Source organism: Streptomyces sp. NPDC107517 (assembly GCF_055582645.1).
In genome coordinates, this window is sequence record NZ_JBVJPM010000032.1 from 42,454 (window position 1) to 60,160 (window position 17,707).

General features: G+C 70.9%; 15 protein-coding genes. 6 read left to right on the forward strand and 9 right to left on the reverse strand.

What is annotated here, in order from left to right; all coding sequences use genetic code 11:
• The first annotated feature begins 88 nt into the window (after positions 1-88).
• Complete coding sequence (locus ACZ67T_RS39755) at positions 89-775, forward strand: DUF2848 domain-containing protein (RefSeq protein ID WP_469991048.1); 687 nt, start codon at positions 89-91, stop codon at positions 773-775.
• Between the two features lie 52 nt (positions 776-827).
• On the opposite strand, the gene ACZ67T_RS39760 is transcribed toward ACZ67T_RS39755, so the two are convergent.
• The 5 genes from ACZ67T_RS39760 to ACZ67T_RS39780 all read right to left on the reverse strand — a co-directional run bounded on the left by ACZ67T_RS39760 (position 828) and on the right by ACZ67T_RS39780 (position 6,348).
• Positions 828-1,658 (reverse strand): carbohydrate ABC transporter permease, encoded by an 831-nt coding sequence (locus ACZ67T_RS39760; protein WP_469991050.1) that lies wholly within the window; start codon positions 1,656-1,658, stop codon positions 828-830.
• Positions 1,659-2,537: a carbohydrate ABC transporter permease gene (locus ACZ67T_RS39765; RefSeq protein WP_469991052.1), complete on the reverse strand. Its 879-nt coding sequence runs from the start codon at positions 2,535-2,537 to the stop codon at positions 1,659-1,661.
• Positions 2,534-3,901, reverse strand: coding sequence for an extracellular solute-binding protein (locus ACZ67T_RS39770; protein WP_469991053.1), 1,368 nt, complete (start codon positions 3,899-3,901; stop codon positions 2,534-2,536). Before ACZ67T_RS39770 ends, ACZ67T_RS39765 begins: the two co-directional genes overlap by 4 nt.
• 120 nt (positions 3,902-4,021) lie before the next feature.
• Positions 4,022-4,720: a response regulator gene (locus ACZ67T_RS39775; RefSeq protein WP_469991055.1), complete on the reverse strand. Its 699-nt coding sequence runs from the start codon at positions 4,718-4,720 to the stop codon at positions 4,022-4,024.
• Positions 4,717-6,348 carry a sensor histidine kinase gene (locus ACZ67T_RS39780; protein ID WP_469991057.1) on the reverse strand — a complete coding sequence of 544 codons (1,632 nt, stop codon included), beginning with the start codon at positions 6,346-6,348 and terminating at the stop codon, positions 4,717-4,719. Before ACZ67T_RS39780 ends, ACZ67T_RS39775 begins: the two co-directional genes overlap by 4 nt.
• Before the next feature lie 206 nt (positions 6,349-6,554).
• On the opposite strand from ACZ67T_RS39780, the gene ACZ67T_RS39785 reads away from it, so the two are divergent.
• A complete protein-coding gene (locus tag ACZ67T_RS39785) occupies positions 6,555-7,931 on the forward strand; it encodes a cation:dicarboxylate symporter family transporter (protein ID WP_469991059.1) in 1,377 nt (458 codons plus the stop codon).
• 6 nt (positions 7,932-7,937) lie between these two features.
• Here ACZ67T_RS39785 and ACZ67T_RS39790 read toward each other — a convergent pair whose 3' ends face one another.
• Positions 7,938-8,534, reverse strand: a complete 597-nt coding sequence (locus ACZ67T_RS39790; RefSeq protein WP_469991060.1) for a TetR/AcrR family transcriptional regulator — start codon at positions 8,532-8,534, stop codon at positions 7,938-7,940.
• A gap of 168 nt (positions 8,535-8,702) precedes the next feature.
• On the opposite strand from ACZ67T_RS39790, the gene ACZ67T_RS39795 reads away from it, so the two are divergent.
• From ACZ67T_RS39795 to ACZ67T_RS39810, 4 genes are all read left to right on the forward strand, one after another.
• Positions 8,703-10,475 (forward strand): MFS transporter, encoded by a 1,773-nt coding sequence (locus ACZ67T_RS39795; protein ID WP_469991062.1) that lies wholly within the window; start codon positions 8,703-8,705, stop codon positions 10,473-10,475.
• A gap of 42 nt (positions 10,476-10,517) precedes the next feature.
• On the forward strand, positions 10,518-10,922 hold the full coding sequence (locus ACZ67T_RS39800; protein ID WP_469991064.1) for a MerR family transcriptional regulator: 405 nt from the start codon (positions 10,518-10,520) through the stop codon (positions 10,920-10,922).
• Between the two features lies 1 nt (position 10,923).
• Positions 10,924-11,250, forward strand: a complete 327-nt coding sequence (gene trxA, locus ACZ67T_RS39805) for a thioredoxin (RefSeq protein ID WP_469991066.1) — start codon at positions 10,924-10,926, stop codon at positions 11,248-11,250.
• 200 nt (positions 11,251-11,450) lie between these two features.
• Positions 11,451-13,706, forward strand: coding sequence for a HelD family protein (locus ACZ67T_RS39810; protein WP_469991068.1), 2,256 nt, complete (start codon positions 11,451-11,453; stop codon positions 13,704-13,706).
• Here ACZ67T_RS39810 and glgB read toward each other — a convergent pair.
• The 3 genes from glgB to ACZ67T_RS39825 form a co-directional block, all read right to left on the reverse strand.
• Positions 13,693-15,933 (reverse strand): 1,4-alpha-glucan branching enzyme, encoded by a 2,241-nt coding sequence (gene glgB / locus ACZ67T_RS39815; protein WP_469991069.1) that lies wholly within the window; start codon positions 15,931-15,933, stop codon positions 13,693-13,695. The genes ACZ67T_RS39810 and glgB overlap by 14 nt on opposite strands.
• The gene (locus tag ACZ67T_RS39820) at positions 15,930-17,357 is read right to left on the reverse strand and encodes a maltokinase N-terminal cap-like domain-containing protein (protein WP_469991071.1); all 1,428 of its coding nucleotides are present in this window, start codon (positions 17,355-17,357) and stop codon (positions 15,930-15,932) included. The genes glgB and ACZ67T_RS39820 overlap by 4 nt, the downstream gene beginning before the upstream one ends.
• Positions 17,358-17,509: 152 nt before the next feature.
• Positions 17,510-17,707 (reverse strand): alpha-glucosidase C-terminal domain-containing protein (locus tag ACZ67T_RS39825; RefSeq protein WP_469991073.1); only part of this gene is annotated, 198 nt, incomplete at its 5' end.

The window sequence follows — 17,707 nt, forward strand, 5'->3', positions numbered from 1 at the left end:
GGCATACTTCTTGTATACAGATCGTATGCGCAAGCCTTCCGCGCAAAAGTAACCTCGCCGATACGCGAACGATGTGGAGAAAACCCCCATGGCGCTGCTGACCTTCGAACTGCCCGACGGCACCACCCGCGAGGTCGATGTGGTGCAGGTGCTCAACGCCGGCTACGCCGGGCGCAGCCAGGACGACGTCGCCGCCCACGTCGCGGAACTCGCCGAGCTCGGGGTGCCCGCGCCCTCCGTGACCCCCGCGCTCTACCCGGTTTCCCCCTACCTCGCCCAGCACACCGACGAGGTCCGCGTCCAGCACGGACGCACCTCGGGCGAGGCCGAGTGGGCGCTGGTGGTCGACCGGGGCGGCGACCTGCTCCTGACGGCCGCCTGCGACCACACCGACCGTGAGCTGGAGGTACACGGCGTGGCGTGGAGCAAGAACGCGAGCCCCGACGTCCTCGCCCGCCGCGCCTGGCGCCTCGCCGACGTGCAGGAGCACCTGGACGACCTGACCCTGCGTGCCTGGGTGACCCACGACGGCCGGGAGACCCTCATCCAGGACGGCACCCTGGCCGAGCTGCTCACGCCCGCCTACTGGGCCGACGTCCTGCGCGAGCGCGGTGACCTGGTGCCCGGCACGGTCCTGATCTCGGGCACCATCCCGATGGCCGAGGGCGTCGACCAGTTCGCCGCCCACTGGCGCGTGGAACTGAACGACCCGGCCACGGGCGACACGATCGACCTGGCGTACGACGTGGTGAGGATGCCGGTGCCGATCGGCTGAACCAGCGGCCGGTCCGCCGGCTGATCAATGCTGTGCGCGAGGGTGCGGCCGTTCAGCCCTTGACCGCACCCCCCAGCGCGAACCCCCCGCCGAAGCGCCGGGCCACCAGGACGTACAGCAGGATCACCGGCGTCGAGTAGATGATCGAGAAGGCCGCGAGCTGGCCGTAGACCACGGTGCCCCGGTTGCCGAAGAAGTCGTTGATGCTGACCGAGGCCGGCATTTGTTCGGGGGTGAGCAGGAGCATGAAGGGGACGAAGAAGTTGCCCCACATCATGACGAACGAGAAGACCGTGACCACCGCCACTCCCGGGCCCATCAGGGGGAGCACGATGCGGATCAGGGACTGGAACGAGGACGCTCCGTCGGTCCAGGCCGCTTCCTCCAGTTCCTTCGGGACGCCGTCCATGAAGTTCTTCATCAGCCAGATGGCGAACGGGAGTTGGGACGCCGCGAAGAAGAAGATCGTGCCCTGCATGGTGTCGATCAGGTTGACCTGCACGAAGAGCGCGTAGACCGGGACCATGATGGCCGTGATGGGCAGGCACGTCGCGAACAGGACCGTCGCCAGGAACGGGTTGTTGAAGCGGGAGCGGTAGCGGGACAGCGGGTACGCCGCGAGCGCCGCGCTCGCCACCGTCAGCAGGGTCGCGCCGCCGCACAGCAGAAGGCTGTTGAGGAGCGGCGTGAAGGTGATGTCGGGGGTGAGGACCGCGTCGAAGTTGTCCAGGGTGACCCCGTCGGGGATCTTCACCTGGAGGTCCGCGTGCGGGTCGAGCGCGGAGAGGATCACCCACGCCAGCGGCAGGACGAACGCCGCGGCGACGATCAGGAGTCCGGCGTCGGCCGCGAGGCGGTGGCGGACGGTGCGGGGTGAGGACACTCAGGCCTCCGAGCGCAGCAGGCGCATATAGACCAGCGAGAACAGCGAGCCGACGACCAGGAGGAGCAGGGCGACCGCCGTGCCGTAGCCGATCATGCTCTTCTGGAAGGCCTGCTCGTACATGAACAGGGGCAGGGTCTGGCTGCGGTTTCCGGGGCCGCCCCGCGTCATCACCCAGATCAGGCCGAAGACGGACAGCGTCTGCAGGGTGTTCAGCATGAGGTTCGTGCCGATGGAGCGGCGGATCATCGGGAGCGTGATGTGCCACATGCGGCGCCAGCCGCCCGCGCCGTCCATCTCCGCGGCCTCGGTGATCTCCTTGGGTATCTCGCCGAGCGCCGCCGAGTAGACCAGCATGGAGAACGCCGTCCCACGCCACACGTTCGCGAAGGACACCGCGAGGATCGGCAGCGTGAACAGCCAGTTCTGGGTGGGGAGATGGAGCCAGTCCAGGATCGCGTTCAGCGTGCCCTCGCGGCGGAAGAACGCGTAGAGGAGGAAGCCGGCGACGACCTCCGGCAGCACCCACGCGCAGACCACGACCGCGCCCGTGACCGTGCGGACCGTCTTCGACGCGCGCTGCATGAGCGCGGCCAGGGCGAGACCCAGCGTGTTCTGGCCGATGAGCGAGGACAGGACCGTGAAGACGAGCGTCAGCCAGACCGCGTTCAGGAACGCGTCGTCCTTGAACGCGGCCGTGAAGTTGTCGAAGCCCACGAAGGAGGAGTGGGCCTGACCCGTCAACTGCAGGTCCGTGAAGGCGATGTACGCGCAGTACGCGATCGGGCCGGCCAGGAAGAGCAGCAGCAGGACCAGGGAAGGGGCCAGGGGCAGGGCGCGTGTCAGGGGGCGGCGTACACCGCCCCGCCCCGCCTTCACTTGGTGATCACCTTGCCGTCCGCCGCCGTCTTCAGCTGCTCGTCGTACGTGCTCGCCGCCTTCTCGACCGAGCTGTCACCTGTCGTGACCGACTCCATCGCCTCCTGGATCGCCGTGGAGACCTTCGGGTACGCGGGGTACGCGGGCCGGTAGTGGGTCGACGCCACCAGGTCCGTGAAGAACTTGATGCCGGGCTGCGCCTGCACGTACGCAGGGTCGGCCGCGACGTCCTTGCGGACCGCGATGCCCGAGTTGGCGATGTACCACTTCTGGGCGTTGGCCTTGGTCTGCATCGTCTTGATGAACTCGAAGGCCAGATCGGGGTTGGACGCCTTGGACGGGATCGACCAGGTCCAGCCGCCCGACATGCTGACCTTGCCCGGCGCCTGGCCGTTCTGCGTCGGCATGTGCGCGAGGCCGAGCTTCTGTGACCACTCGGGCCACTCGTGGCCGCTGCCCTTCAGCCAGTCCTGCGGGAGCCAGGAGCCGTCGAGGTTGATCGCCAGCTTGCTCTTGGGGAGCAGTTCGCCGCGGACCCGGGTGCCGAAGTTCGGGTCGAGGGCGTCGGAGACGTCGGGGCCGAGCTTCTCGCCGTAGACCGTCTTCACGAAGTTCAGCGCGTCCTTGAACGGCTTGCCCGCGGTGATCCACTTCTTGGACGAACTGTCGTACAGCGGGTCCGCGGTGCCCGACCCCGTCCCGTACAGGAGCATCTCGAAGCCCTGCATCGCCGACTGCTCGCCGCCCGGCTTGCCCGTGTAGACGTTGAGCGGGGTGACGGAGGGGACCTTCTTCTTGATCGTGCGGGCCGTGTCGAGGACCTCGTCCCAACTCTTCGGCTGCCAGGGCGTCTTGATGCCGGCCTTCGCGAAGATACCCTTGTCGTACCAGAGTCCGCGGGTGTCCGTGCCGTCCGGGACGCCGTACGTCTTCCCGTCCTGGGCCCTGGCCGCGTTCTTCGCCGTGTCGATGAACTGGTTCCAGTCGGGCCACTTGGCGAGATACGGGTCGAGGGGCTTGAGATAGCCGCTGGTGATGTCCGAGTTGATGAGGAACGTGTCCTCGTAGACCAGGTCGGGTGCCGTCCTCGGGGAGCGCAGCATCTGCTGGAGCTTGGTGTAGTACTCGGAGTCCGGCGCCTTGATCGGCACCAGCTTCACCTTCTTGCCCGGATGGTCCTTCTCGAACTGCTTCTTCATCGACGCCAGGTACTTGTCCATGACGCGTATCTGGTTGTCGGTCGACTGCTTGAAGGAGATCCTGACGGTGTCCGGGGAGTCTCCGGAGCCGCTGCTGCAGGCCGTCAGGCCGGTCGCGGCGATGAGCAGAGTGGCGCTGAGGAGCACTGGAGCGGTGGGGCGCACGGGCACGACCTCCTACGGGCCGCCGCCGGCCGGCTTGCCGAGCGGGGCTGCCCGGTGAACGTACGGGCGGGGTCGGACCAAGGTCAATCCCCGTGCAGGAGTGGGTGGTTGACCAGTGGTCTAGACCGTCTTGAGCCAGCGGTAGTGCAGTTCAGGTCGGCCCACCTGGCCGTACTGGGGGCTGCGGGCGGCGCGGCCCGACTCGACGAGATGCTCCAGGTAGCGGCGGGCCGTGATGCGTGAGATGCCCACGGACTCGGCGGCCGCCGCGGCGGTCAGACCCTCGGGAGCGGCGCGCAGCGTTCGCGTGACGCGCTCCAGGGTCGGTGCGCTCAGGCCCTTGGGCAGGGCGGCCGGACTCGGGGCGCGCAGCGTGGCCAGGGCGCGGTCGACCTCGTCCTGGCCGCCCGCCTCGCCCGCCGCCGCCCGGAACTCCGCGTAGCGCACGAGCCGGTCGCGCAGCGTCGGGAACGTGAAGGGCTTCAGCACGTACTGCACCACGCCGAGCGAGACCCCTTCGCGGACCACCGTGAGGTCGCGGGCCGAGGTCACCGCGATCACGTCGGTGTGATGGCCGGCCGCCCGCAGCGAGCGCGCCAGCTGGAGCCCGTGGCCGTCGGGGAGGTGCAGGTCGAGAAGGAGCAGGTCGACCGGGGTGCGCTCAAGCGCCCGGTGGGCCTCGGCGGCCGTGTGCGCCTTGCCGATCGCGGTGAAGCCGGGGACCCGGTTCACGTACAGGACGTGGGCGTCGGCGGCGACCGGGTCGTCCTCGACGACCAGTACGCGAATGGCGCCGCTGGTGGCGTCCTGATCTGTCACGCGGTGCCTCCCGTGGGCGTGGTCGCGCTCGTGCGCTGGAGGGGCAGGACGACGGTGAACTGTGCGCCGCCCGTGGAGGACTCGGTCAGGGTCAGGGTGCCGGAGTTGCGGGAGACGGACTGCTGGACGAGCGCGAGACCGAGGCCGCGCCCGCCGGGACCGGCCGGCTTGGTGGACCAGCCCCGCTCGAAGACGGCGTCCGCGTGGCCGGCGGCGACGCCCGGGCCCGTGTCCGTGACCCGCAGCAGCAGGGTGTCGTCCTGCGCGCGGGCCGTGACCGTCACCTTCGCGTGCGGGGAGCCCTGGGCGGCGTCTACCGCGTTGTCCAGCAGGTTGCCGAGGATCGTCACGAGGTCGCGGGCCGGCAGGCTGGGTGGCACCAGGCCGTCGTCGATGCGGCTGTCCCCGGAGATCTCCAGCTCCACGCCGTGCTCGTTGGCCTGCGCCGTCTTGCCGAGCAGGAGCGCGGCGAGCACCGGTTCGCTCACGGCGGCGACGACCTGGTCGGTGAGGGTCTGTGCCAGCTCCAGCTCGGCCGTCGCGAAGTCGACCGCCTCGCCGGCCCGGTCCAGCTCGATCAGCGAGACGACGGTGTGGAGCCGGTTCGCGGCCTCGTGGGCCTGTGAGCGCAGCGCCTGCGTGAAGCCCCGTTCGGAGTCCAACTCGCCCATGACGGCCTGGAGTTCGGTGTGGTCGCGCAGGGTCACCACGGTGCCGCGCCGGTCGCCGCTGGAGACGGGGGAGGTGTTGACGACGACCACGCGGTCGGTGGTCAGGTGCACCTCGTCGACGCGGGGCTCCGCCGCGAGGAGCGCGCCCGTGAGCGGGCTGGGCAGGCACAGCTCCGCGACATTGCGCCCGACCGTCTCGTCGCCGACGCCGAGCAGCTCGCGCGCCCCGTCGTTGATGAGCGCGATCCTGCGCTGCCCGTCGAGCATCACCAGACCCTCGCGCACCGCGTGCAGGGCCGCCTGGTGATAGGCGTGCATGCGGCTCAGCTCGGTCGCGTTCATGCCGTGGGTGTGCCGCCGCAGCCGGGCGTTGATGACGTACGTGCCGATGCCGCCGAGGACGAGAGCGCCGGCCGCGACGCCGGCCACCGCCATCACCTGGCCGCGCGCCTGCGCGCTGATCTCCTCGACCGTGATGCCGGCGCTGACCAGGCCGACGATCCGCTGCCCCGACATGACCGGGGTCACCACGCGCACGGACGGGCCGAGCGTGCCCGTGTACGTCTCCGAGAAGGTCCGGCCCCGCAGGGCGGGCCCGATGTGGCCGAGGAAGCGCTCGCCGATGCGGCGCTCGTCGGGGTGCGTCCAGCGGATGCCGTGCGGATCCATGATCGTGACGAAGTCCACGCCGGTGTGGCGCTGGACGTCGCTCGCGTACGGCTGGAGCGTGCGGGTCGGGTCGCGGTCCCCCGTGATCGCCCCGCGGACGGAGGGCGCGTCCGCGACCGCGCGGGCCGCCGCCGTCGCCTGGCGTGTGGCGGCCTGCTCGGCCTGGTTGCCGTCGCTGATGTACGTGAACAGCGCGCACCCCGCGACCACGGCGAAGACCAGGACGACCTGCATCGCGAAGAGCTGGCCGGCCAGGCTGCGGGCGCGTGGCAGGAGGGGGAGGCGCATGGGGCCAGTCTGCCTCTCGGGCGGGCGCGAACGTTTAAACGTGAACTACGTGAACGTATAAGCGCGAACTAAATGAACGGAAGGGTGACGGCCCTCACAAGGCGGGAGATAGTCACCGTGATTCGCCGGGCGTGAGCCGCACGCATGGCGCGTACGTGCAGGTTTTCCGTACGCAGTACGCCGGACACCGTCGTCAGGAGGCACCCGTGGCCGAGACCCAGGTGGCAGCCGCCACCAAGAGAGACCGCACCCACTATCTGTACATCGCCGTCATCGGTGCCGTCCTTCTCGGCATCGCGGTCGGCTTCATCTGGCCGGACTTCGCCAAGGAGCTCAAGCCGGTCGGCACCGGCTTCGTGAACCTGATCAAGATGATGATCTCGCCGATCATCTTCTGCACGATCGTGCTCGGCGTCGGTTCCGTGCGCAAGGCCGCCAAGATCGGCAAGGTCGGCGGGCTCGCGCTCGGCTACTTCCTGGTGATGTCCGTGGTCGCGCTCGCCATCGGTCTGGTCGTCGGCAACATCCTGCACCCGGGCGACGGCATGCACCTCACGCAGGCCGTGAAGGACGTCGGCCACACGGCGGCCAAGGACGCCGCCGAGGGCCCGGTCGACTTCGTCCTCGGGATCATCCCGACGACTCTCGTGTCGGCGTTCACCGAGGGCGAAGTGCTCCAGACGCTCCTGGTCGCCCTGCTCGTCGGCTTCGGACTCCAGGCCATGGGGCGCGCCGGTGAGCCGGTCCTCAAGGGTGTCGAGCACATCCAGAAGCTGGTCTTCCGCGTCCTCGGCATGATCATGTGGGCCGCGCCCGTCGGTGCGTTCGGCGCGATGGCGGCCGTCATCGGCGAGACCGGTGTGGACGCTCTGAAGGCGCTGGCCACGATCATGCTCGGCTTCTACGTGACCTGCATCCTGTTCGTCGTGGTGGTCCTCGGGAGCGTGCTGCGCCTGGCCACCGGCTACAACCTGTTCGCGCTCCTGAAGTACCTCGGCCGCGAGTTCCTGCTGATCCTTTCCACCTCGTCCTCCGAGTCCGCGCTGCCGCGGCTCATCGCGAAGATGGAGCACCTGGGCGTCAGCCGTCCCGTCGTCGGCATCACCGTGCCGACCGGGTACTCGTTCAACCTCGACGGCACGATGATCTACCTGACCATGGCCTCGCTCTTCATCGCGGACGCCATGGACCAGCCCCTCGGCATCGGCCAGCAGATCGGCCTGCTGCTGTTCATGATGGTCGCGTCGAAGGGCGCCGCGGGTGTCTCCGGCTCCGGCATCGCCGTGCTCGCCAGCGGTCTCCAGTCGCACAAGCCCGCGCTCGTCGACGGCGTCGGCCTGATCATCGGCATCGACCGCTTCATGAGCGAGGCCCGCGCCCTGACCAACTTCGCGGGCAACGCCGTCGCCACGCTCCTCATCGGTACGTGGACGGGTGAGGTCGACAAGGACCGCGTCCAGCGCGTGCTCGCCGGTGACCTGCCCTTCGACGAGCGCACGCTCGTGGACGACGGGAGCAACGCCCCGGCGGCCGACGTTCCGGACCAGCGGGGCGGCGACGACAAGGAGCTGGCGAAGGCCTGACCCCGGTCAGCCGATCCTGGCCACCAGTTCGGTGGCGCGTGAGGCGGGTACGCCCGCCGCGGTCAGTACGGTGACCGCGGCGGAGCGGCCCGCCTCTTCTGCTGGGATCAGCCCGTCGTTGACCGCTTCGAGCAGTCCGAACAGCACCTGCTCATGGACGTACGCGAGAGCCCCCGCCGGCAGGGGAGAGGCGAACTCGCCCGATTCCAGGCCCTGTTGCAGCAGCTCGGCACAGCTGTCGCGGACCGGGGTCAGCCGGGCGCGGATGCCCTCGACGGTGACGGCGCGCTGCGCGAGGGCGACCAGCAGGCGGTAGCGGTCGGCGACCTCCCACACGGCGAGCAGCGAGCGGGCCACGGCATCGGCCGGGTCGGTCGCCCCGGCGCGGCCCTCGGTCTGCGCGGCCTCGACCGCGACGACGGCGTCGTCGACCAGCGCGGCGACGAGCGCCTCGCGGCTGGGGAAGTGCCCGTAGACCGTGCGCCTGACGACGCCCGCGGCCCTGGCGATCTGGTCCATGGACGCGTCCGGGTCGCGCAGCAGCTCGGCGAGGGCGACGTCGAGGATGCGGCGGCGGTTGGTGTCGGCTCGTCCTGAAGTCACGCGCCCATTCTGCACCCCGGTCCCGACCCCGTTCACGTGTGGTTTTGCACAGTGCTGTGCAATGACGTAAATTGCACAGCGTTGTGTAATTGCACATCACTGTGCAATGTCCGTGGACACATGGACTCGTGGACTGTGGGGCCGAGGGCCCCGGAGGGTGGCAGGGGAATGCGCCTCGTCATGAAGGAACCGGTCGAGGGGACGGACCGGCCGTACGCCCGCCGCTGGTGGGCCCTGATCGTGCTCTGCCTGAGCCTGCTGATCATCGTGATGGCGAACACCGCGCTCACCGTCGCGGCGCCCGACATGACCAAGGACTTCGGCCTGACCAGCGCCGACCTCCAGTGGGTCATCGACGGCTACACCGTCCCGTACGCGGCCCTGATGCTGCTGCTCGGCGCGATCGGCGACAAGTACAGCCGGCGCGGGGCGCTCGTCCTCGGCCTCGTCGTCTTCGGCGGCGGCGCCGTCACGGGCTCGCTCGTCGACAGCTCCACCGGGGTCATCGCGGCCCGCGCGGTGATGGGCGTCGGCGCGGCCATGATCATGCCCGCCACGCTGTCGCTGCTCGCGGCCACCTTCCCGCGCGCCGAGCGCGCCAAGGCCATCGTGCTGTGGACCGCCACCGCGGGCCTCGCCATCGCCGCCGGACCCCTGGTCGCCGGCGCGCTCCTGCGCGACCACGGCTGGTCGTCCACGTTCCTGATCAACGTGCCTGTGGCCGCCGTCGCCCTCGTCGGCGCCCTCGTCCTCGTACCGCCGTCCAAGGCGGCGCACCAGCACCGCATCGACTACGTCGGCGGACTGCTCTCCGTCGTCTGGGTCGGCGCCCTCGTCTACATGATCATCGAGGGGCCGCACTTCGGCTGGGGAGCCAAGGCGATCGGCGCCGCGGTCGTCGCGGGCGTGGCCCTGGTGGCCTTCGTCCTGTGGGAGCTGCGCCACCCGCGCCCGGTCCTGGACGTCCGCCGCTTCACGGACCGCCGCTTCTCCGGCTCGAACCTCGCGGTCGCCCTCTTCTTCCTCGCGGTCTTCGGCGCCTTCTACTACCTCACGCAGCACCTCCAGTTCGTCCTCGGCTACGACGCGCTGGCCACCGGCGTCCGCATGCTGCCGCTCGCCGGAGCGGTCTTCGTGGGCTCGGCGCTCACGGGGTACCTCACCCCGCGCATCGGCATGAAGATCACGGTGACGGCCGGCATGGTCGGCGGCACCGCGGCCCTCGCCCTCCTCACACGCGTCGACGCCACGTCCTCGTACGGGGACTTCGTACTGCCCCTCGTCATCCTCGGCCTCGCGATCGGCCTCGCCCTCTCGCCGTGCACGGACGCGATCATGGGCTCGTTCCCCGAGTCGGAGCTGGGAGTGGGCGGCGCGGTCAACGACACGTCGCTCGAACTCGGCGGCTCGCTCGGCATCGCGATCCTCGGCTCGGTCCTGGCCGGCTCGTACGCGTCGCAGCTGGCGGACAACACGGCCGGTTCGAAGCTGCCCGCCGACGCGCTGGGCACCGCGCAGGACTCGGTCGGCGCGGGCTACGCGGTGGCGCAGGGCATCGGGGACCAGGCCCACAGGATCGCCGAGAAGGCGGCGGGCGCGACCAGCCCCGAGCAGGCGGCACAGCTCAAGGCGCAGGCCGAGCAGCTCGCGGGCGGCGCACGGCAGATGGCCGACGCGGTCGGTTCCGCCTTCTCGGACGCGGTGGCGCACACGAGCGTCGTCGGCGCGGTGATCCTCGGGGTCGGGACGGTGCTGGTGGCGGTACTGCTGCCGCGGCACGGGGAGCGGGCGGCGGGGGCGGACGCTGCCGCCGACGTTGCCGGTGAGTCTGACGTTGCGGTTGAGCCTGACATTGCGGTTGAGGCTGACGTGGCAGCCGAGACGTCCGCCGTCGAGCCGGACGCCGTCGAGAAGGAGCCGGCCGCGCAGGGTAATGCGTAATCGCTGGCCTTTCCGTCGGGGTCAACGTTTACCGTCGAGGACATGCGCATCGGAGAGCTGGCTGAGCGGGCGGGGACGACCACGCGGACGCTGAGGTACTACGAGTCGCGCGGGCTGCTGCCCGCGCGGCGCGGGGGCAACGGCTACCGCACGTACGACGAGGCGGACCTGCGGGCCCTGCGGCAGATCAGGACGCTCCAGGACTTCGGGTTCGAGCTGGAGGAGACCCGGCCGTTCGTGGAGTGCTTGCGGGCCGGGCATCCGCAGGGCGACTCGTGCCCCGCCTCGCTCGGGGTGTACCGCCGCAAGCTCGGCGAACTCGACGCGCTGATCGGCGAGTTGACCGCCGTTCGGGAGAAGGTCGGCGCACAGCTGGAGCGCGCCGAGGAGGCCATGGACGCGCTGGCGGACGAGGACCCGTCGCCGCGCTGCGAACTGGGAGGGTGAAGTGAGCACGGATCTGAGGGACGTCACGGACGCGGACTTCGACACGGAGGTGCTGGGGGCCGGGCGGCCGGTCCTGGTGGAGTTCACCGCCGAGTGGTGCGGGCCGTGCCGGCAGCTCGCGCCGGTGCTGCGCGCGATCGCGGACGAGGAGCGCGAGCGGCTCGATGTCGTGGTGATCGACGTGGACCGCAACCCGGAGACCGCGGTGCGTTACGGGGTGCTGTCGATGCCGACGCTGATGGTCTTCAAGGACGGTGAGCCGGTGTGGTCGCGGGTCGGGGCGCGCCCGAAGCGGCGACTGCTGGAGGAACTGGCGGAGGCCGTCTGATCACGACGGTGAAGACGGAGGGCGGCGACCGGGCCGAATAGCGGCGGTGAAATCCCCGGGGTGCAATTGGACCCTGCCAGGGGGTATATTTGGTGTTTCTGTATGCCCACAGAAAAGGCCCCTCACGAGGGGCCGAATAAACACATCGTACCTGGCAGGGAGCCGCTTTGTCAACCCGTGAAGCGCGTGAAATCGCTGAATTGCAGAAAGAGCAGGAATTCATCGACCGGCTTTACGCGCGCGTCGATGTGCTGCGCGGCGATGCCGCGGAGTCGGTCTCGGACGCCCTGACGCCGGTCGGCACCGGGCAGCAGGCGCGGCTCGAACGCGACCTCCTCGTCGTCGAGCGCTCCGGCTTGCTCGCCGCGCTGAACTCGGTCGACGGTTCGCTGTGCTTCGGCCGGATCGATCTCACCGAAAAGGCGGGCGGCACCGCGCATCACATCGGGCGCATCGGAATTCGTGAGGACGACAGCGAGCACACCCCGATTCTGGTCGACTGGCGCGCGCCGGTCGCCCGCCCCTTCTATCTCGCCACCGGGCACACGCCCATGGGCATCAGGCGGCGGCGCCACCTCACCACCGAGGGCCGCACCGTCACCGAGCTGCACGACGAGATCCTCGACCTGGGTGACGAGGAGCGCACCGGGTTCGAGGACCCGACCGGCGACGCGGTGCTGCTCGCCGCCCTGAACTCGGCCCGCACCGGCCGCATGGGCGACATCGTGCAGACCATCCAGGCCGAGCAGGACCGGATCATCCGCCACTCGCACCGCGGTGTGCTCGTGGTGGAGGGCGGCCCCGGCACGGGCAAGACCGCGGTGGCGCTGCACCGCGCGGCGTTCCTCCTGTACGAGCAGCGCGAGCTCCTCGCCAAGCGGGCCGTGCTCATCGTCGGCCCGAACCCCGCGTTCCTCGGCTACATCGGCGAGGTCCTGCCCGCGCTCGGCGAGACCGGCGTGCTGCTCGCCTCGCTCGGCGAGCTGTTCCCCGGCGTGCACGCCACCGCCGAGGACACCCCGCACGCCGCCGCCGTCAAGGGCGCCGAGGCCATGGTGGACGCCCTCGCGCTCGCCGTCCGTGACCGGCAGCAGCTCCCCGAGCCCGGCGCTCCCATGATCGTCCGGCACGACGACGGCGATCTGATCCTCGACTGGGAGATCGCCTACGAGGCCCGCCAGGCCGCCCGGGACACGCTCCTGCCGCACAACCTCGCCCGCCCCCACTTCGCCTTCCAGGTCATCGACGCGCTCACCGACCAGCTCGCGGAGCGCATCGGCACCGACCCGTACGGCGGTCCCAACTTCCTCGGCCCCGACGACCTCGCCCTGCTCGGCAAGGGCGTCGCCGCCAGCTCCGAAGTGCACGCAGCCATCGAGGAGTTGTGGCCCCAGCTCACTCCGCAGGACCTCGTCGCGGACTTCCTGGCCGAGCCCGTGCACGTGGCGGACGAGGACGCGAAGGCGATCCGCCGGGACGTGACGGGGCCGGCGGACTGGACCCCCGCCGACGTTCCGCTCCTCGACGAGGCCGCCGAGCTGCTCGGTGTCGACGACAGCGCCGAACGTGCCCTGGCCGAGGCGGCGCGGCAGGAGCGGATCGGCTACGCGCAGGGCGTGCTCGAACTCTCCCGCGGCTCCGAGACGTACGAGTTCGAGGACGAGGAGGACTCCGAGGTCCTCGCCGCGCACGACATCGTCGACGCCGAGCGGGTCGCCGACTGGTACGAGGAGGGGGACCACCGCAGCGCCGCCGAGCGCGCGGCGGCCGACCGGACCTGGGCGTTCGGGCACATCATCGTCGACGAGGCGCAGGAGCTGTCGCCGATGGCGTGGCGGCTGCTGATGCGCCGCTCGCCGACGCGGTCGATGACGCTGGTCGGCGACCCCGCGCAGACCGCCGAGGAGGCCGGCGTCGGATCGTGGGAGAAGATCCTCGCGCCGTACGTCGCGGACCGCTGGGAGCACACCCGGCTCGGCGTCAACTACCGCACGCCGTCCGAGATCATGGACGTGGCGGCGGCCGTGCTGCGCGCCGAGCACCCCGGCTTCGAGCCGCCGTCCTCGGTCCGCTCGACGGGCGTGCACCCCTGGGCGCGAGCGGCCGACGACGTCGTGAAGGCCGTGGCCGAGGAGGCCGTCGCCGCCACTCCCGAGGAGGGCCGGCTCGCGGTGATCGCCCCCCGCCGGCTGCACGCGGCGCTGGCCGCCGTGCTGCCGGACGTGGTGGCGGGCGGCGCGCCCGACCTCACCAAGCACCTGGTGCTGCTCGACCCCCGCCAGGCCAAGGGGCTCGAGTTCGACCGGGTGCTGGTCGTGGAGCCCGGTGAGTTCGGCGTCAGCGACCTCTACGTCGCGCTGACCCGGGCCACCCAGACCCTCGGCGTCGTGCACGGCGGGGAGCTGCCCGAGCCGCTGCGCGGCGTGCTGGGGCCTGTCCCGGTCACGCGGGCCTGAGCCACACCGTCGCGAGCGGCGGCAGCGTCAGCCGGACACTGGCCGGACGCCCGTGGGCACCCCGGGCGTCCGGCTTGACCGGGTCCGGGTTGCCGACGTCACCACCGCCGTAGCGGGCCGCGTCGGTGTTGAGGACCTCGTGCCAGGCCGGCACGTCGTCCGGGGCGCCGAGCCGGTACTCGTGGCGCACCACCGGCGAGAAGTTGGACACCGACATGAGCGGGCTGCCGTCGGCGGCGCGGCGCAGGAACGCGAAGACGTTGTCCTGCGCCGCGTCACCGACGATCCACTCGAAGCCCGCCGGGTCCATGTCGCGCTGCCAGAGCGCCGGTTCGCTGCGGTAGACGGCGTTCAGGTCGCGGGTGAGGTCGCGGACACCGCGGTGGTCGGGCTCCGCCGGGTACGACGGGTCGAGCAGCCACCAGTCCGGGCCGTGCGCCTCCGACCACTCGGCGCCCTGCGCGAACTCCTGCCCCATGAAGAGGAGTTGTTTGCCCGGGTGGGACCACATGAAGCCCAGGTAGGCGCGGTGGGTCGCCCGCTGCTGCCACCAGTCGCCGGGCATCTTGGAGACCAGCGACTTCTTGCCGTGGACCACTTCGTCGTGCGAGATCGGCAGGACATAGTTCTCGCTGTACGCGTAGACCATCGAGAACGTCATCTCGTCGTGGTGGTAGCTGCGGTGGACCGGGTCGTGGGACACGTAGCCGAGCGAGTCGTGCATCCAGCCCATGTTCCACTTCAGGCCGAAGCCGAGACCCCCGAAGCCGCCCGGTCCGATGTGGTGGGTCGCGCGGGTCACGCCGTCCCACGCGGTCGACTCCTCGGCGATCGTGACGACGCCGGGGACCCTGCGGTACAGCGTCGCGTTCATCTCCTGGAGGAACTCGACCGCGTCCAGGTTCTCCCGTCCGCCGTACTGGTTCGGGGTCCACCGGCCGTGCTCGCGCGAGTAGTCGAGGTAGAGCATGGAGGCGACGGCGTCGACGCGCAGGCCGTCGATGTGGAACTCCTCGCACCAGTACACGGCGTTGGCGACCAGGAAGTTGCGGACCTCCTTGCGGCCGTAGTCGAACTCGAGGGTGCCCCAGTCGGGGTGGGCGGCGCGCAGCGGGTCCTCGTGCTCGTACAGGGTGCGGCCGTCGAACTCGGCGAGCGCCCAGTCGTCGCGCGGGAAATGGGCCGGCACCCAGTCCATGAGGACGCCGATGCCGGCCTGGTGCAGCGCGTCGACCAGATGCCGGAAGTCGTCGGGCGTGCCCATGCGGGCCGTCGGGGCGTAGAAGCCGGTGACCTGGTAGCCCCACGACCCGCCGAAGGGGTGCTCGGCCACCGGCATCAGCTCTACGTGCGTGAACCCCAGGTCGGCGACGTACGCCGGGAGTTGCTCGGCCAGTTGGCGGTAGGTGAGGCCGGGGCGCCAGGACGCGAGGTGGATCTCGTAGACCGAGAACGGGGCCTCGTGCACGGGCGGAGTGCCGCGGCGGGCCATCCACGCGTCGTCGTGCCAGGTGTGGTGCGACGCGTCGGTGATCGAGGAGTTGGCGGGCGGGACCTCAGTGCGACGGGCCAGCGGGTCCGCGCGCATCGTCTTCGAGCCGTCCGGGCGGGTGATCTCGAACTTGTACAGCTCACCTTCGCCGAGGGCCGGGACGAAGAGCTCCCAGATCCCCGTGGCGCCGAGCGAGCGCATCGGGAAGCCCGTGCCGTTCCAGTAGTTGAAGTCGCCCACGACGCGCACCCCTTGGGCGTTGGGCGCCCAGACGGTGAAGCGGGTGCCGGTGATGCCCTGGTGCGTCATGGGGTGCGCGCCGAGCACCTGCCACAGCTGCTCGTGCCGGCCCTCGCCGATCAGGTGCAGGTCGAACTCGCAGAGCGCGGGCAGCAGCCCGTACGGATCCGGGGTCTCGTGCTCGGCCGCACCCTCGTAGGTGACCAGGAGGCGGTAGTCGGCCGGGGGCGCGGGCAGGTCGACGAGGCCCGAGAAGAAGCCGTCGCCGTCGTCGTGCAGCAGGACCTTGAGGCCGTCCGCCACGACGGTGACCGTGCGGGCGTACGGGCGCAGCGCCCGGAACGCCGTGCCGGTGGGTGTGGGGTGCGCGCCGAGGGTGGAGTGCGGGTCGTGGTGAGTGCCGGCGAGGAGGCGGTCGCGGTCGGCGGCGGAGGTGGGGGAAGGGGCGGCGGTGACGGGTGTGGGAGGTGTGGAGCGGGAGGGGTCGTGCGTCACGGGGTGGCCTCCTGGCTCGGGGTCGACGTGGGGTGCTGCGGTGCCGCGTCCGCGTCTTCGGTGCGGGGCCGCGGTATGCCGGAGGCCTCCGTGGCGAGGCGGTCGATCGCCGACAGGGGGATCGACAGCCAGTCCGGGCGGTGATGGGCCTCGTAGACGGCTTCGTAGACCGCCTTGTCCGTCTCGTAGGCGCGCAGCAGGACCGGGTCCCTCCGCGGATCGTCGCCCGCGGCCTGCGCGTAGCCCGCGCAGTACGCGTCCCGGCACGCGCGCGCCCAGTCCGGCGCCCAGGGCCGGCTGGTGCGGGCCGCGTAGTCGAAGGAGCGCAGCATGCCCGCCACGTCCCGGGCGGGCGGGTGCGGCAGCCGGCGTTCGGGCAGGGGGCGGGACGGCTCGCCCTCGAAGTCGATGATCGACCAGGCCCCGGCGGGCGAGCGCAGACACTGGCCCAGGTGCAGGTCTCCGTGCACGCGCTGGGCGGTGCGGGGGGTCGTGTCGGCCGCGAGGGCGTCGAAGGCGGTGTGCAGCGCGGGCGCGTAGGGATGGAGCGCGGGCACCGCCTGGACCGCCTTGTCCAGGCGGTCCTTCATCGACCGGGCCAGCTGCACCGTGTGGGCGCGGCCCAGGGTGACCGTCGGCAGGGCGTGCGCCAGGGCGAGGTGGATCTCCGCTGTCGCGCGGCCGAGTTCGTGGGCCTCGTGGCGGAAGTCCTGCCCCTTGGACAGCTCGCCCAGCGCGAGGTCCCAGCCGTCCGTCGCGCCCGTGAGGTAGGGCTGGAGCAGGCCCAGCGAGAGCGGATCGTCGTCCGTCGTCTCGAACCACGCCACCGGGGCGAGCGCGCGGCCGCAGCCCTCGTCGGTCAGCGCCCGCTGGAGTTCCAGATCCGGATTGAGGCCCGGCGTCACACGGCGGAACACCTTGAGGATGAACGTATCTCCGTAAATGATCGACGAGTTGGACTGCTCCGCGTCGAGGGGGCGTGGGGCGAGGTCCGGCGGGATCGGGGTCGCGCCGTCGTGCGCGAAGCGGAGTCCGCCCAGGCGGCCCGGGTGGCGCAGCCGCTCCAGGAGGAGGTCCGTGAGCCGGGGGTCTAGCAGGGCCTCGTAGACCGTGCGTCCGGCGAGGGAGCCCTGCGTGACGTGGCCGATGAGGGCCGGCGCCAGGTACGGAGGGAGTGACTCCCGTATGCCCAGCAGGAGTTGGTACGTGTCCTGGGCGGGCCCGATGCGCACCAGGGCGTGGATCAGGCCCGGCTGGCGTGCCGTGACCGGCAGCAGGTCCGTCGCGGCGAGCAGGGTGGGGGCGGGTGCTGTTCTGCCCGCGAACCAGCGTTGCCGGGGCAGCCACGCGCGCAGGAGCGGGTCGAGCGAGGCGAGCAGTTCGGGTCGCGCGGTCGGGCCGGTTCGGGTGACGGCATCCGGCATGGCGTCACGTCCTTTCCCCGGGGCGGGCCGCGACTGGGTGCGGGGCGGCGTCCCGGAAATGCGGCAGAGGCAGTACGAGCGGGACGTGTCGGGGTGTGTGGTGATGGGTGCCCAGGGAGGGGCGGCGGAAACCGGCCCTCCCCGGGCGGCGTTCAGGCGTCCTTGCGCAGCCGGAACCAGTAGAACCCGTGACCTGCGAGGGTGAGGAGATAGGGCAGTTCACCGATGGCCGGAAAGCGCACGCCGCCGATGAGTTCGACGGGGTGGCGGCCGTCGAAGGCCTGGAGGTCGAGTTCGGTGGGCTGGGCGAAGCGCGAGAAGTTGTGCACGCACAGGACGAGGTCGTCCCC